General features: G+C 72.7%; 8 protein-coding genes and 1 pseudogene. 1 reads left to right on the plus strand and 8 read right to left on the minus strand.

Annotated elements, in window-relative coordinates; genetic code table 11:
• Window positions 1-13: 13 nt before the first annotated feature.
• From ahcY to QQM72_RS36755, 8 genes are all read right to left on the minus strand, one after another.
• The gene (gene ahcY, locus QQM72_RS36720; protein ID WP_314225126.1) at window positions 14-1,477 is read right to left on the minus strand and encodes an adenosylhomocysteinase; all 1,464 of its coding nucleotides are present in this window, start codon (window positions 1,475-1,477) and stop codon (window positions 14-16) included.
• Window positions 1,455-2,360: a methylenetetrahydrofolate reductase [NAD(P)H] gene (metF, locus tag QQM72_RS36725; protein ID WP_314225127.1), complete on the minus strand. Its 906-nt coding sequence runs from the start codon at window positions 2,358-2,360 to the stop codon at window positions 1,455-1,457. The genes ahcY and metF overlap by 23 nt, the downstream gene beginning before the upstream one ends.
• Window positions 2,357-5,860, minus strand: a complete 3,504-nt coding sequence (gene metH, locus QQM72_RS36730; protein WP_314225128.1) for a methionine synthase — start codon at window positions 5,858-5,860, stop codon at window positions 2,357-2,359. Before metH ends, metF begins: the two co-directional genes overlap by 4 nt.
• Window positions 5,857-6,840 (minus strand): carbohydrate kinase family protein, encoded by a 984-nt coding sequence (locus QQM72_RS36735; RefSeq protein ID WP_314225129.1) that lies wholly within the window; start codon window positions 6,838-6,840, stop codon window positions 5,857-5,859. The genes metH and QQM72_RS36735 overlap by 4 nt, the downstream gene beginning before the upstream one ends.
• A gap of 90 nt (window positions 6,841-6,930) precedes the next feature.
• Window positions 6,931-8,139, minus strand: a complete 1,209-nt coding sequence (gene metK / locus QQM72_RS36740; protein ID WP_314225130.1) for a methionine adenosyltransferase — start codon at window positions 8,137-8,139, stop codon at window positions 6,931-6,933.
• 446 nt (window positions 8,140-8,585) lie between these two features.
• Window positions 8,586-12,269, minus strand: coding sequence for a condensation domain-containing protein (locus QQM72_RS36745; protein WP_314225131.1), 3,684 nt, complete (start codon window positions 12,267-12,269; stop codon window positions 8,586-8,588).
• 556 nt (window positions 12,270-12,825) lie between these two features.
• Complete coding sequence (locus QQM72_RS36750; protein ID WP_314225132.1) at window positions 12,826-13,779, minus strand: aromatase/cyclase; 954 nt, start codon at window positions 13,777-13,779, stop codon at window positions 12,826-12,828.
• A gap of 234 nt (window positions 13,780-14,013) precedes the next feature.
• Window positions 14,014-14,766 (minus strand): thioesterase II family protein, encoded by a 753-nt coding sequence (locus QQM72_RS36755; protein WP_314225133.1) that lies wholly within the window; start codon window positions 14,764-14,766, stop codon window positions 14,014-14,016.
• A gap of 452 nt (window positions 14,767-15,218) precedes the next feature.
• Here QQM72_RS36755 and QQM72_RS36760 point away from each other — a divergent pair.
• A pseudogene (locus QQM72_RS36760) lies at window positions 15,219-16,027 on the plus strand (Fe-S oxidoreductase); the annotation flags it as partial.

The following is a 16,027-nucleotide window of genomic DNA, read 5'->3' on the forward strand; positions in this document are numbered from 1 at the left end:
CCTTGGGGTGGGCTCAGTAGCGGTAGTGGTCCGGCTTGTAGGGGCCCTCGATGTCGACACCGATGTACGAGGCCTGTTCGGGGCGCAGGGTGGTGAGTTTGACGCCGAGTGCGTCCAGGTGGAGGCGGGCGACCTTCTCGTCGAGGTGCTTGGGCAGTACGTGGACGTCGACCGGGTACTTCTCGGGCTTGGTGAACAGCTCGATCTGGGCCAGGGTCTGGTCGGCGAAGGAGTTGGACATCACGAAGGACGGGTGGCCGGTGGCGTTGCCCAGGTTGAGCAGGCGGCCCTCCGACAGCACGATGAGGACCTTGCCGTCGGGGAAGGTCCAGGTGTGGACCTGCGGCTTGACCTCGTCCTTGACGATGCCCTCGATCTTCGCCAGGCCGGCCATGTCGATCTCGTTGTCGAAGTGGCCGATGTTCCCGACGATCGCCTGGTGCTTCATCCTGGCCATGTCCGCGGCCATGATGATGTCCTTGTTGCCGGTCGTGGTGACGAAGATGTCCGCCGTCTCGACGACCTCGTCGAGCGTGGTCACCTGGTAGCCGTCCATCGCCGCCTGCAGCGCGCAGATCGGGTCGATCTCGGTGACGATGACCCGGGCGCCCTGGCCGCGCAGCGACTCCGCGCAGCCCTTGCCGACGTCGCCGTAGCCGAAGACGACCGCGGTCTTGCCGCCGATCAGGACGTCGGTGGCGCGGTTGATGCCGTCGATCAGGGAGTGCCGGCAGCCGTACTTGTTGTCGAACTTCGACTTGGTGACCGCGTCGTTGACGTTGATCGCCGGGAACAGCAGGCTGCCGTCGCGGTGCATCTCGTACAGGCGGTGGACACCCGTCGTGGTCTCCTCGGTCACACCGCGGATCTCCGAGGCGAGCTGCGTCCACTTCCGCGAGCCCTCGGTGATGGTGCGGTTCAGCAGCTCGAGGACGACCCGGTGCTCGTCGTTCTCGGCCGTCTCGGCCGGCGGAACCTTGCCGGCCTTCTCGTACTCGACGCCCTTGTGGACCAGGAGCGTGGCGTCACCGCCGTCGTCCAGGATCATGTTCGGGCCGCCCGTCGGGCTGCCCGGCCAGGTCAGGGCCTGCTCCGTGCACCACCAGTACTCCTCCAGCGTCTCGCCCTTCCAGGCGAAGACCGGGACGCCCTGCGGGTCGTCGGGCGTGCCGTTCGGGCCCACCGCGATCGCGGCGGCCGCGTGGTCCTGCGTGGAGAAGATGTTGCAGGACACCCAGCGGACCTCGGCGCCCAGGGCGACCAGGGTCTCGATCAGCACGGCGGTCTGCACCGTCATGTGCAGCGAGCCCGTGATCCGGGCGCCGGCCAGCGGCTGGGTGGCGGCGAATTCCTTGCGGATCGCCATCAGGCCGGGCATCTCGTGCTCGGCGAGGGTGATCTCCTTGCGGCCGAAGGCGGCCAGGGAGAGATCGGCGACCTTGAAGTCCGTGAAGTCAGTGCTGGGCTGCGAGGACATGCCGGGTGCTCCTTGAGTTCGCTACGTTGCGGTGGATTTCGAGCGTCGCCGTCGAGCGGTTCAGCGTGATGTAGTGCAGTCCGGGGGCGCCTTCGGCGAGGAGCCGCCGGGCCATGGCGGTGGCGTGCTCGACGCCGATGCGGTGGCCTTCGGCGGGCTCGTCGCGCACGGCGTCCAGACGGTGGGCCAGGTCCTCGGGGAAGGCGGCGCCGCTGAGGGCGGCGAAGCGGGCGATCTGGCGTACGTCGGTGGCCGGCATGATCTCCGGGATGATCGGGGTGTCGCAGCCCGCGGCGGCCACCCGGTCGCGCAGCCGCAGGTAGTCCTCGACTCGGAAGAACATCTGGGTGACGGCGTAGTCGGCGCCCGCCCTGCACTTGGCGACGAAGTGGCGGATCTCGCTGTCCCAGTCCGGCGAGCGCGGATGGCGCTCGGGGAAGGCCGCCACGCCGACGCTGAAGTCGCCCGACTCCTTGACCAGGGAGACCAGTTCGTGGGCGTGGGTGAAGCCGTCGGGGTGCCGTCTCCAGGGGGCGTTGGGGTCGCCGGGCGGGTCGCCGCGCAGGGCGAGGACGTCGCGCACGCCGGCGTCGGCGTACTGGCCGATGATGTGGCGCAGTTCCGCCACCGAGTGGCCGACCGCGGTCAGATGGGCGACGGGGCGCAGGGTGGTGTCGGTCGCGATCCGTTTGGTGACCTCGACGGTGCGGTCCCGGGAGGAGCCGCCGGCGCCGTAGGTGACCGAGACGAAGGCCGGCGCGAGGGGTTCGATGCGGCGGATCGCCTCCCACAGCGTCCGCTCGCCGTTGGCGGTCTTCGGCGGGAAGAACTCGAAGGAGAACGACGGGGTCCCCCGGCCGAGGGTGTCGCGCAGGGTGGTCATGGGCGGCCTCCGGCGTTGAAGTAGCTGGCCTGTGGGTGGTGCACGACGATGGCGTCCGTGGACTGTTCGGGGTGCAGCTGGAACTCCTCGGACAGGTGGACGCCGATGCGCTCCGGGCGGAGCAGGCCGGCGATCTTCACGCGGTCCTCCAGGTCGGGGCAGGCCGGGTAGCCCAGGGAGTAGCGGCAGCCCTGGTACTCGGTGCGCAGCATGGCGTCCAGGGAGTCCGGGTCGGCCGAGGCGATGCCGAGTTCGGAGCGCACGCGTGCGTGCCAGTACTCGGCGAGGGCTTCGGCCAGCTGTACGGACAGGCCGTGCAGTTCGAGGTAGTCGCGGTAGGAGTTCGACTCGAACAGCTTCGCGCTCTCCTCGCCGATGCGGGAGCCGACGGTGACGACCTGGAGGCCGACGACGTCGGTGTCCCCCGATTCCTGGGGGCGGAAGAAGTCGGCCAGGCACAGGCGGCGGCCGCGGTGCTGGCGCGGGAAGGTGAAGCGGGTCAGTTCGGAGCCGTTGTCGTCCAGCAGGATCAGGTCGTCGCCCTTGGAGACGGCACGGAAGTAGCCGTGGACGACGGCCGCCTCGAGGAGGTTGTCGGTCTGCAGGCGGTCCAGCAGGCCGCGCAGCCGGGGCCGGCCCTCGGTCTCGACGAGTTCGTCGTAGCTCGGTCCGTCGCCGTTGCGGGTCTGCTTCAGGCCCCACTGGCCCTTGAACAGGGCGCTCTCGTCGAGCCAGTTGGCGTACTCCTTGAGGGGGATGCCCTTGATGACGCGGGTGCCCCAGAACGGGGGTGCGGGCACGCGGTTGTCGGTGGCGACGTCGGAGCGTCCTGCTTCTTCGGGGTGTTCCTGTACGACGAGGGCGGGCGTGGTGGCCTTGACCCGGCGCTGCTTGAGTTCGGGCAGTTTCGCGCCGGGCACGCCCCGTTTGACGGCGATGAGGGCGTCCATGAGGTACAGGCCCTCGAAGGCGTCGCGGGCGTAGCGGACCTCGCCCTGGTAGATCTCGTGCAGGTCCTGTTCGACGTAGGCGCGGGTGAGGGCCGCGCCGCCGAGGATGACGGGGTAGTTCGCGGCCAGGCCGCGGGAGTTGAGCTCCTCCAGGTTCTCCTTCATGATCACCGTGGACTTGACCAGCAGACCCGACATGCCGATGACGTCGGCCCGGTGCTCGGCGGCGGCCTCCAGGATCGCCGAGACCGGCTGCTTGATACCGAGGTTGACGACGTTGTAGCCGTTGTTGGACAGGATGATGTCGACGAGGTTCTTGCCGATGTCGTGGACGTCGCCGCGCACCGTGGCCAGCACGATGGTGCCCTTGCCCTCCGCGTCCGACTTCTCCATGTGCGGCTCGAGATAGGCGACCGCCGTCTTCATGACCTCGGCGGACTGGAGCACGAACGGCAGCTGCATCTGGCCGGAACCGAACAGCTCACCGACCACCTTCATGCCGTCCAGCAGCGTGTCGTTGACGATGTCCAGGGCGGGACGGGTCTCGAGGGCCTCGGCGAGGTCGGCGTCCAGGCCGTTCTTCTCACCGTCGATGATCCGCCGCTTGAGACGCTCGTCCAGCGGCAGCGCCGCCAGCTCCTCGGCCTTGCCCGCCTTGAGGGACTTGGTGGTGGCGCCCTCGAACAGCGCCATCAGCTTCTGCAACGGGTCGTAGCCCTCGGCACGCCGGTCGTGGATCAGGTCGAGGGCGGTGGTGACCTCCTCCTCGCTGAACCGGGCGATGGGCAGGATCTTCGACGCGTGCACGATCGCCGAGTCCAGGCCCGCCTTCACACACTCGTCGAGGAAGACCGAGTTCAGCAGGATCCGCGCCGCCGGGTTCAGACCGAAGGAGATGTTCGACAGGCCCAGCGTGGTCTGCACGTCGGGGCGGCGGCGCTTGAGCTCGCGGATCGCCCCGATGGTGGCGATGCCGTCACCCCGGGACTCCTCCTGGCCGGTGCAGATCGTGAAGGTCAGGGTGTCGATGAGGATGTCCGACTCCCGGATGCCCCAGTTCGTCGTCAGGTCCTCGATGAGCCGCTCGGCGATGGCCACCTTCGTCTCGACCGTGCGGGCCTGGCCCTCCTCGTCGATGGTCAGCGCGATCAGCGCCGCGCCGTGCTCCCGCGCCAGCTCCGTCACCTTCGCGAAACGCGACTCCGGGCCGTCGCCGTCCTCGTAGTTGACCGAGTTGATCACCGCCCGGCCGCCGAGCCGCTCCAGGCCCGCGCGGATGACGGGGACCTCGGTGGAGTCCAGGACGATCGGCAGCGTGGAGGCGGTCGCGAAACGGCCCGCCAGCTCGTCCATGTCGGCGACGCCGTCACGGCCCACGTAGTCGACGCACAGGTCCAGCATGTGCGCGCCCTCACGGATCTGGTCCCGGGCCATCTCCACACAGTCGTCCCAGCGGCCCTCCAGCATCGCCTCACGGAACTTCTTCGAACCGTTGGCGTTCGTGCGCTCACCGATCGCCATATAGGCGGTGTCCTGGCGGAACGGCACCGTCTGGTAGAGCGAGGCGGCGCCGGGCTCGGGGCGCGGGTCGCGCGGTGCCGGGGCCATGCCGCGGACCCGCTCGACGACCTGGCGCAGGTGCTCGGGGGTCGTGCCGCAGCAGCCGCCGACCAGTGAGAGGCCGTAGTCGCGGACGAAGTTCTCCTGGGCGTCGGCCAGTTCGGAGGCGGTCAGCGGGTAGTGGGCGCCGTTCGTGCCCAGCACCGGCAGGCCCGCGTTGGGCATGCAGGACAGCCCGATGCGGCAGTGGCGGGCCAGATAGCGCAGGTGCTCGCTCATCTCGGCGGGTCCGGTCGCGCAGTTCAGGCCGATCATGTCGATGCCGAGGGGTTCCAGCGCGGTCAGCGCGGCACCGATCTCGGAGCCGAGCAGCATGGTGCCGGTCGTCTCCACCGTCACGGACACGATGAGCGGCACGTCCAGGCCCAGGGCCTGAAGGGCGCGGCGGGCGCCGAGGACGGAGGACTTGGTCTGCAGCAGGTCCTGGGTGGTCTCCACCAGCAGCGCGTCGGCGCCGCCCGCGACGAGGCCCTCGGCGTTTTGCTGGTAGGCGTCGCGCAGGACGGTGTAGGGGGCGTGGCCCAGGGTGGGCAGTTTGGTGCCGGGGCCGATGGAGCCCAGCACCCAGCGCGGGCGGCCGTCGCGTGCGGTGTACTCGTCGGCCGTCTCGCGGGCCACGCGGGCGCCGGCCTGGGACAGTTCGTGGACGCGGCCGGCGATGTCGTACTCGCCCAGGGCCGCGTGGTTGGCGCCGAAGGTGTTCGTCTCGACGCAGTCGACGCCCGCGTCGAAGTACGCGCGGTGCACCGAGCGGACGATGTCCGGGCGGGTGACGTTGAGGATCTCGTTGCAGCCCTCGAGCTGCTCGAAGTCCTCCAGGGTGGGCTCCTGTTCCTGGAGCATGGTGCCCATCGCGCCGTCGGCGACCACCACGCGGGTGGCGAGCGCCTCGCGGAGCGCGGCGATGCGGCTGCGGTGGCCGGCGCTCATGACTGTGCTCCGAGGAGGCACGCGAGCGGGCCGCTCGCCCGGGGACCGTAGGTTCGCTCGACGACGGCGGACAGCTGCGCCGGGTCGACCTCGTAGGACTGTGAGCCCACCGCGCCGAGGACCACGAAGGCCAGCGCGTTGCCCAGCCGGGCGGCGGCCTCCAGCGGCACCCGGTGGCCGACGGCGGCCAGGAAACCGGCGCGGAAGGCGTCGCCGACACCGGTCGGGTCGCTCGTGGCGGCGCCGGGGACCGCGGGCACGACGAGCGGGGGCTGTCCGGCGCGTTCGATGCGCACGCCCTTCTCGCCCAGGGTGGTCACCCAGGTGCCGGCGGCCGCGAGGACGTCGTCGTGGCCGAAGCCGGTGCGCTCCTTCAGCAGCGCGGCCTCGTACTCGTTGGTGAACAGCCAGGTGGCGCCGTCCACCAGGGCACGGACCTGGTCGCCGTCCAGGCGGGCCAGCTGCTGCGAGGGGTCGGCCGCGAAGGGGATGCCCGCGGCCCGGCACTGGCTGGTGTGACGCAGCATCGCCGACGGATCGTTCGGCGAGATGAGGACCAGGTCCGGCCGGCCGGGGCCGGTGAACAGGGCGCGCAGGTCGATGTCGTGCGCCTCGGTCATCGCGCCCGCGTAGAACGCGGCGATCTGGTTCGCGTCCTCGTCGGTGATGCACACGAAGCGGGCCGTCTGCCGTTCGGCGCAGACCCGCACGCCCGCGGTGTCGACGCCGTGCTCCTTCAGCCACACCTCGTACTCGGCGAAGTCCGTGCCGACCGCCCCGACCAGGAGCGGCGACAGCCCGAAGCCGCCGAGGCCGAAGGCGATGTTGGCGGCGACGCCGCCCCGGCGCACCTCCAGGCGGTCGACGAGGAAGGACAGCGAGACATGGGCGAGCTGGTCGGGCAACAGCTGGTCGGTGATCCGCCCGGGGAAAACCATCAGGTGGTCGGTGGCTATGGATCCTGTCACCGCGATGCGCACAAGAACTCCTTCGGTCGCTTCGGGTCGCTGATCGCCGGTGGTGCGCAGCGTCGGCCGCGACCGTCGGGCCCGGCCGTCCAGGTGTCGGGCTCAGACGCCCGCGGCTGCCTTGAGCTGCTGGGCGCGGTCGGTGCGTTCCCAGGTGAAGTCGGGCAGCTCGCGGCCGAAGTGGCCGTAGGCGGCGGTCTGGGCGTAGATCGGGCGCAGCAGGTCGAGGTCGCGGATGATCGCGGCCGGGCGCAGGTCGAAGACCTCCCCGATGGCCTGCTGGATCTTGTCCACCGCGACGGTGTGGGTGCCGAAGGTCTCCACGAACAGGCCCACCGGCTCGGCCTTGCCGATCGCGTACGCCACCTGCGCCTCGCACCGCGAGGCCAGGCCGGCCGCGACGACGTTCTTGGCCACCCAGCGCATCGCGTACGCGGCGCTGCGGTCGACCTTGGAGGGGTCCTTGCCGGAGAAGGCGCCGCCGCCGTGGCGGGCCATCCCCCCGTACGTGTCGATGATGATCTTGCGTCCGGTCAGGCCCGCGTCGCCCATCGGGCCGCCGATCTCGAAGCGTCCCGTCGGGTTGACCAGCAGGCGGTAGCCCTCCGTCTCGAGTTTGATGCCCTCGTCGGCGAGCTGTCCCAGCACATGCTCGACGACCTCCTGGCGGATGTCGGGCGTGAGCAGGGACTCCAGGTCGATGTCGGAGGCATGCTGGGAGGAGACCACCACGGTGTCCAGGCGGACCGCCTTGTCACCGTCGTACTCGATGGTGACCTGCGTCTTGCCGTCGGGCCGCAGGTACGGGACGGTGCCGTCCTTGCGGACCTGCGTCAGACGGCGCGACAGCCGGTGCGCCAGCTCGATGGGCAGCGGCATCAGGTTCGGCGTCTCGTCCGTCGCGTAGCCGAACATCAGGCCCTGGTCACCGGCGCCCTGCCGGTCCAGCTCGTCCTCGTCGCCCTCGACCCGCGACTCGTACGCCGTGTCCACGCCCTGGGCGATGTCCGCCGACTGCGCGCCGATGGACACCGACACCCCGCACGAGGCCCCGTCGAAGCCCTTGGCCGACGAGTCGTAGCCGATGTCGAGGATGGCGTCGCGCACCAGCTGGGCGATCGGGGCGTAGGCCGAGGTGGTGACCTCGCCGGCGATGTGGACCTGGCCGGTGGTGATCAGCGTCTCCACCGCGACCCGCGAGGCGGGGTCCTGACGCAGCAGCGCGTCCAGGATCGTGTCGCTGATCCGGTCCGCGATCTTGTCGGGATGTCCTTCGGTCACGGACTCCGAGGTGAAAAGACGACGGGACATGACTCTCCAGATGGTTGATGGCCCAGGCGAAGGGCGCGGCGGGGCGGGGCGGGGCGGGCGAGGGTCCGCCCGTGTCACAGCCACGATGTGCGACCTCGAACGAGGAGCACTTGAAGGGCGGCGGAACAGCAGCGGAGTGGACCACCCAGGCCGGCTGTGCTCCGCCGCGCCGGAGCTGCCGTGCGCGGGGGTGCCGTGGGCGGGGGTGCCGTGGGCGGGGGTGCCGGTGCCGTGGCGCCCGGATCGGTCCCGCACCGGATCCGCTCTGCACCGGATCCGTCCTGCGGTCCGTTCTGCGGCCCGTGCGGTCCGTCCTGCGGCCCGTCCCGCCTGCGTCCCGTCCTGCTCCGGATCCGTCCCGTCCTGGATCGGTCCTGTCCTGGATCCTGTCCTGGATCCTGTCCTGGATCGGTCCTGTGGGGGTTTTCCGTCCTTGTGGCGTGGCCTCAGCGGTCCGGTGCGGTGGCGTCTTGCAGGGCGCGGGCGAGGGTGCGGGCCCGCTCCCGCTCGTCCGCGAACGCGCCGGCGAGCGCCACGCGGGGCGGGCGGCCGCCGTCGGCCGCGATACGCCGGGCGATGTCGCAGGCGAGAGCGCCCGCGCCGGAGAACCCGGCGAGCAGCAGGGGCCGGCCGGCCGCGTGGGCGGTCAGGGCGGGTGCGGCGTCCTCGGCGTCGGTGCCGTCGGTGAGCACCAGCAGTTCCTGCGGGCCCGTATAGGCGGGGGGCAGCAGGTCGTAGCAGGTCGCGGCCGCGCCCGGCGGCGGGATCAGGCAGATCGTGCCCGCCTGTTCCTGTCCCGCCGCGCGCAGGGTGGCCAGCGTGTCGTCGCGGCCGGCTGCGTCGGCGTCGGCCATGCGCGGTACGGCCCTGCCCTGCAAAAGCTTCAGCACCTCCGCGACGGTGGTGGACTCAGCGGCCCACAAGGGCAGTTCGCGCAGCAGCAGGGCACTTTGCACCAGCAGCTCGGCAGCCGCGTCCTCGTCGAGCACGTCACGGTCGTGCACTCCCGTCAGGACCAGGCCGCCGGCGTTGTCGTGGTGGGCGAGCAGCCCGATGGGCAGGACCGAGCGGGCGGGTACGGTGCCCGAGAACTCGGCCCGTATCCCCTGCGCGGCGAGTTCGCCCTCCAGGCCTTCCACGGGATGCGGCGGGTCCTCGAAGACGATGACGGTGTCGGCGGGGTCGGTGCCCGGACCGTGCCGGCCCCGGGCACGGATCAGGTCGGCGGGGACCCATTCGTAGGCGGCCATGTCCAGGGCGTGGTCGCGCAGCCGCCGCATCAGGTCCGCCAGCGTGCCCGCCGGGTCCACCTCGACGGTGATGGGCAGCGCGTTGCGCAGTGGTCCCGGCATCCGGGCCACGCCGTCGAGGGGTATCGCGCGCCCCGGAACGCTGACCGCGAAGCAGACCGGGGCCGGGCCGGCGGCGCCGGAGGCGCGGTGGATGAGTATCGCCCAGACGGCCTGCAGTGCGCTGCTCTCCGCGGTGCCCCACAGGCCGGCCCAGCGCGCGAGGCGGATGGTTTCCGCGGGGTCCAGGCCCAGCCGGGCACGGCCGACCCCGGCCGGCCGCGGGGCCTTGCCCGCGGGGCGGCCGGGTCGCGACGCCGCGGTGGCGGGCGGCGGCGCGGAGTGTGCCCAGAACACCCGTACGGGCTCCAGGTCCTGGGCCGCGATCCAGGCGGTGTAGTCGCGCAGGTCGGGGCGGCGCTCGCCACCGGGCAGGGTGCCTCCGGCGAGGTAGGCCCGGTAGAACTCGCGCAGCAGGATGTGTGCGCTCCAGGTGTCGAGGAGCGCCCGGTGGTAGGTGAGCACGATCCGGGTGGGCGGGGCGGTGCCGTCGGGTGCGGGGTGCTCCGTCTCCAGCAGGGTCAGGCGCAGTGCTCCGGGGCAGCGCAGGTCGAAGCCGCGCAGCCGGTCGCGCTCCAGGAGGGGCGACCAGTCGTCGCCGCGGTGGATGCGGCGGGTGATGTCGGGAGTGACCCGGCTGTGCACCATGAGCTGCGGTTCGGGGCCGCCGGTGAACGCGGTGCGCAGCACCGCTTCGCAGTCGAAGACGGACTGCCAGGCGGCGGTGAAGCGTTCCGGGTCGAGCGGGCCGTGCCAGACCCAGACGAGTTGCTCGACGTGGCGGCCGGTGCCGGGCCGCGCGTCGCCGCCGGTGACCAGCGCCGACTGCTGGGGGGTGGCCTCGAAGAGGGACGGGATGGGGGCGGTGCAGGCGTCGGCCAGCTGCGTCAGCAGGTCCCGCAGCAGGTCCGCGAGGGCGGCCACGGAGGTGCCGGTGATGCCTTCGGTGAGGTCGTGGACCGGTTCGAGGCCGATGTGCAGCCTGCCGCCGGCGATCCGGGCGTGCGCCTCGATGGTGTGCAGGGGCCGGGCCGGGCGGTGCTGTGCGCTGCCGCGCACGGGGTGGACGGAGCCGGGCGGCAGCCCGCCCGGAGCGTGCAGGTGCAGGCAGACCTGGGCGGGCGCCAGTTCGCGCAGGGCATCGCGCAGCAGCGGGTCGGGGCTCCACTCCCGGCAGGCCCCGAATCCCGCGCCGCCCGTGGCGTGGCCCGCGGCGGCGGCCAGTTGTCCGGCCAGCGCGGCCAGTTGGCCCAGGGGGTCGAGGCCGGGTTCCAGGGTGAGGTGGACCGGGTGCAGGTCGGTGAGCCGGCCCACGTGACGCCGTAGGCCCTGGTGGCCGGGCCTGGGGTCGCTGCGGACGTCGAGGCTGATGTCGTCGGTGCCCTGCCAGCGGGCGAGGGCCAGGGCGAACACGCCGGTCAGGATCTGCCCGGCGGTCAACGCGAGCCGCTGGGCCAGGCCCTGGGTGATCCGCTCGGTCACCTCCTGGTCCAGGACGAAGCACAGAGCGCAGCCCTGGCCGGGGTCCTGACCGCGGTCGTGAGCGCAGCCCTGGCCGCGGTCGTGAGCGAAGTCCTGGGCGGGGGCCTGGGCGACGTCCTCGGCGGGGGCCTGGGCGGAGTCCTCGGCGGAGCCGGTGGGCCGGATCGTGCCGGGTGCGGTGTCCCGGGCGTCGGCGGGGACGGTGGCGGTCCTGTCGCCGGGCCGGGTCACCCGTGCGGAGGGGCGGGAGCCGAGCGCCCGGGACCTGCGCTCGGCGACAGCGCTCCAGTGGCGGGCCTCGTCCGGGTCGCGGGCCAGCTCCCGCAGTGCGGTGACCCAGTCGGCCAGGCCGTCCGGGGCATGCCGCGGCCGCGCCGCGACTGCGGGCGCGGCCGCGCCGAGGGCGGCGGTCAGGTCCTCGATCAGGATCTGCCAGGACGCGGCGTCCACGGCGAGTTCATGGACCACCACGGCGAGCCGGTCGGCACGCGGCCCTGCCGGACGGCGGTCCCTGGCGAGCAGGGCCCGCAGCTGGACGCCCAGGTACGCATCGAGGGTGCGGCCGACCGAGGCGACAGCCGCGGCGAAGCCGGCCTCGTCGCTGAACTCCCCCTCCGCCAAGGGATCGTGACCGCCTCCATCCGCGGCCACAGGCGCAGCCCCGGGGCCGGTCTCGGGGCCGGTCTCGGGGCCGGTCTCGGGGCCGGTCTCGGGGCCGGTCTCGGGGCCGGTCTCGGGGCCGGTCTCGGGGCCGGTCTCGGGGCCGGCCCCGGCCGCGGCTCCGGCCCTGCCCGCGGTCCGGCCGGCTGTCAGCGGCTGCCCGGTCAGCCGGTCGCCCGCGGGGCCGGGGCGGGAGCGCAGCTGAGGGTGGGCGGCCAGGACCGCGTGCAGCGCCTCGCGTACGGCGGCCGCGTCCAGCGCGGCAGCCGGTTCGATGAACACCGCCTCGTAGCGGTGTCCGGCGGCGGGTGTGAGGACCGCGCACTGGGCGGGGGCGAGCGGGCGGTCGGTGGCGCGCGGCTCGGTGAGCAGGTCGGCGATGCGGCCCACCACGTGCGAGGCGGCCGCCCCCTGCGCCGCCGTGAACCGGAGCGTGTGATGGTCGGGGCCGTGCCGCAGCAGCCGGTGCCGGGGCACGGTGCCGGCCGGCTCACCGGCGGTGAGCTCGTCCAGGACGTGTTCCAGGGCGGCGGGGTCGAGGGGCCCGCGCAGCTCGAGGTCCCACGGGGCCGCGTACGGGGCGGGCCCGGGGGCGACGACCACGGAGATCGCCTCGCGCGAGGAGCGGGAAACAGTCATGCCTGTCCGGGGGGTGCCGCTGGGGCCGGCGCGTTCCCCTCTCTCCTTTCTCTGGGCGCTGTACGGGCTGTGAGGTGGCACTCGCCCGGTCCTGGTGGGGATCCGGGCGCCGTGCCGGTGGCCGGCCTGCCGGATCCGGCCCTAGGGCGTGACGGACGGTGCGTGCCCGGCGGGATGCGGGCGGCGGGCGGGCATGCGGAGCGGGCGCGGTGCGGGGTGTGCCGGGGTTGTGGCGTACGGGTTGTGCTGCATGGCGCCTCCTGGTCCGCGGGAGTCCGCAACGGTCGGGTTGACCAGGCTAGTTGCAGCAGGCACCGAAGTCCGTTTTCCCGAGCGGGTGTGCAGCGGTGCCCGAGCGGTGCCCGAGCCCGCACGACGGCTGCGCGGGCGCAGAACGCAGGACGCAGGGCACGGCAGCCGGGGTCCCGCCGCTCGCCTGCACGCCTGCACGCCTGCGCGCGGGTGAGCGGGTGCGGCCGGTGCGGCCGGTGTGCTGCGTCCGCCTGGCGGCCCGGCGGGCGGGAGCGGTGCGGGGGCCGTGCGGGCGGGGCCGGTGTCACAGCATGCGCACGGCGCTTTCCGCGTGCCGCTTGGCATGGGCGAGCAGGGCCCGGCTGTCCCGGCCGAGTTCCTCCCGCACATGGCGGCGCGCCTGTCCCAGGCCCGCGTGCCCGCCCAGCACGGCGGTGATGTTCTCCTCGCGCAGCACGACGCTGTGCTGGGCGATGACGGTCACCCCGAACTCGTCGGGGACGACGGACCATTCGCCGGTGTGCGCCTCCAGCAGGGTGTGGGGCGCGGTCTGCTTGTGGACGATGCGTCCCGCGTGCGGGAAGCAGATCCGTACCGAGTCCGAGGTGTGCGAGCCGTACTCGGTCAGGGTCTGCATGGTCAGGCGCTGCACGCCGGGCGCGTCCTCGGTGAGGTCGGCCCGGGTGACGTGCGGTACCAGGTCGGGCCAGTCCCCGGCCCGGTAGAGGAAGTCGTAGACCAGCTCGGCCGGGCCGTTGACGCGCACCGAGTCCTCGAAGGACAGGACCAGGTCGTCCAGGCGCGTCCACCGTTCGGCGAAGCTCTTGAGCTCGGCGAGCTGGGTGCGGCTGCTCGCGTCGGCGACCCGCCATGCCCACGCCCCGGCTTCGGGCCGGTCGCCGGCGACGCTGAAGTCGTACAGCAGCTCGAGCTCGGTGCGGTGCGGGCCCCGCGAGCGTGCGTGGAAGGTGCCGCGCATCGAGTTCAGCGGGGCCGCGGGCAGTTCCTGGCGGAACTCGATGCGGCGCTGCACCGGGTCCAGGTGCCGCCAGGAGGTCCACGACTTCAGCTGCCCGTCCAGGAGGGACCACATCCGCAGGCGCTCTCGTTCGCCGTCGCTCTCCAGGCGCTCCACATGGACGCTCGGGGAGAAACAGAGCGGCAGTTTCGCCGCATCGGCCAGCACGGCGTAGACCACGCCGGCGGGCGCGGCCACGTGCACCGTGTGCGTCGCCGTGTCGACACGCTCACCAGACATCCGGACACCTCTCTTCACATTGCGCCGACGGGGACGGGGACGGGGACGGGGGCGGAACACGTACAGGTTTCAGACGGCCGGACGAGAACCGCTGGATCATGAGCGGACCGGCGTCCGGCCGGAGCGCCGCCGCGGCCGCCGCCGCCGTCGCCGGCTGACGTGCGGGCACGCGGCGGGGGGGCGGGGCGGCGTGCCGGCGCCGGGGGCCCGCGCCGGGCGGGCGGGTCACGCGGCTCAGCCGACGGGCGCGGGCTGCCGGGCCAGGCGGCGGGTGACGCGGCAGGCGCGGCCCAGGAGCCGGGGCAGTTCGCGGCCGCCGCACACGAAGAAGTGACGGCCGGGGACGGTGCGGGTCCAGGCGGGCCCCGCGGTCCACTGCCGCCAGCCGTCGGCGGCCGTGGGCGGCGCCAGCGGGTTGTCCTGTGAGGCGACGACGAGGAGCGGGGTGGTGAGGGGGCCCGCGCAGGAGGGCCTGCGGGCCGCCTCGTCCAGGGCCCGGGTGAGCTCCAGTTCGGCGCGCAGCACCGGCAGCATGGCCCGCAGGAGGATCCCCTCGTCGCTGCTGGGCGGCACGGCGCCCTTGCCGCCGAGCACGTGCAGCAGTTCGGCGTCCGTCGCCCCGCGCACGTCGGGCAGCCCGGCGTACACCTGCGGCGGTGAGTGGGCGCCGACGGCGAGGAGCGCGGGGCCGGGCAGGCCGGCCTCGTGCAGGGCGCGCGTGACGGCCAGGGCGGCCATCGCGCCCAGACCGTGCCCGTACAGGACGTAGGGGCCGCGGTGGGCATCGGTGAACAGGGGCAGCACGTCGGCGAGGAGCGCCTCATGGGTGCTCACCCGGGGTTCGCTGCGCCGCCGGTCGCCGCCGGGCAGGGAGACCGGGACCACCTCGACTCCGGGTCCGGCGCTCGCCGCCCAGTGCTCGAAGAGCGACTCGCCCCCGATGGAGTGCGCGAAACAGTAGAGCCGCACTGGCTGTTCGTCCGACATGGCACCCTCCTGTACCTGTGCCCCGGGCCGCACGGGGTGGGGTCCCACAGTGGCCGCACCGCCTCAAGTGCTGCTCGAGAGCGGGCTGAGAGCGGCCCGCGGGCGAACAGGGCGGCAGGACCCGGGGGCGTCGCCCCTCTCCGTTTCTCGGGGGGCGCCTCGAGGAACGGTGGATTCCGCCTCGAGCGCTCTTGTGCCGCGCGGCGGGCCGGCCGGCGCGGGCGGCCGCCGCGCACGCCAACTCCGCGCGCCGTGACCGGTGTTCGGCGGGGACGGGGGCGGGGCCGGGCGGCCGCCGGCACGGCGGCCGCGGCGACACAGGTCACCGTGATCCCGGCTTCATTGCAGGGCGCGAAGTGGGTAGTCTCAGACCCGGACACATAAGTTACCGCTTAGTAGATTTGCTCTCGCAGGTTCGTAGCTTCGCTCTCGCAGGTTCGAGGAGCCCGCCCATGCAACTCGCCGCGATCATCGTTTCGCTGGCATTCATCACCGTCGGCACCGCCCTGTTCGTCCGCGCCCTCGGCGAGTTATTCCGCTACGTCAGGCTGGGCCAGCCGGTGCCCGCCGGCAGCCGGACCGCCCGCCCCTACCAGCGCAGCGTGACGGTGGTGAAGGAGTTCCTCGGCCACACGCGGATGAACCGGTGGGGCGTCATCGGGGTGGCGCACTGGTGCGTGGCCATCGGCTTCTACACGCTGCTCGTGACGCTGGTGAACGCCACCGGCCAGCTGTTCCGGGTGGACTGGGCGCTTCCCGTCCTCGGGCACTGGCTGCCCTACGAGCTCTTCGTCGAGGTGATCGGCACGCTCACGGTGGCCGGCATCGCCGTGCTCATCGTGATCCGGCAGCTGAACCTGCCCGCGCGCCCCGGCCGCAAGTCCCGCTTCGCCGGCTCCAAGTCCGGCCAGGCGTACTTCATCGAGTCCGTCATCATCACCATCGGCATCGCGATCATGACGCTGCGCGGTCTGGAGGGCGCCCTCGCGGGCGTCGAGCACTGGGAACCTGCGTACCTGGTCTCCTACGGGCTGGTCGCCGCCTTCAGGGGGCTGGACGAGGGCACGCTGGAGAACCTGGTCTACCTGGTCGCGATGATCAAGATCAGCGTCTCGTTCATCTGGATGATCGTCATCTCGCTCAACACCAACATGGGTGTGGCGTGGCACCGTTTCCTGGCGTTCCCGAACATCTGGTTCAAGCGCGACGCCGACGGCGCCACCGCGCTGGGCGCCCTGCTGCCGATGACGTCGGGCGGCGA

Origin of the sequence: Streptomyces zaehneri, from assembly GCF_032248645.1 — a bacterium.
GTDB lineage: Bacteria > Actinomycetota > Actinomycetes > Streptomycetales > Streptomycetaceae > Streptomyces > Streptomyces coriariae.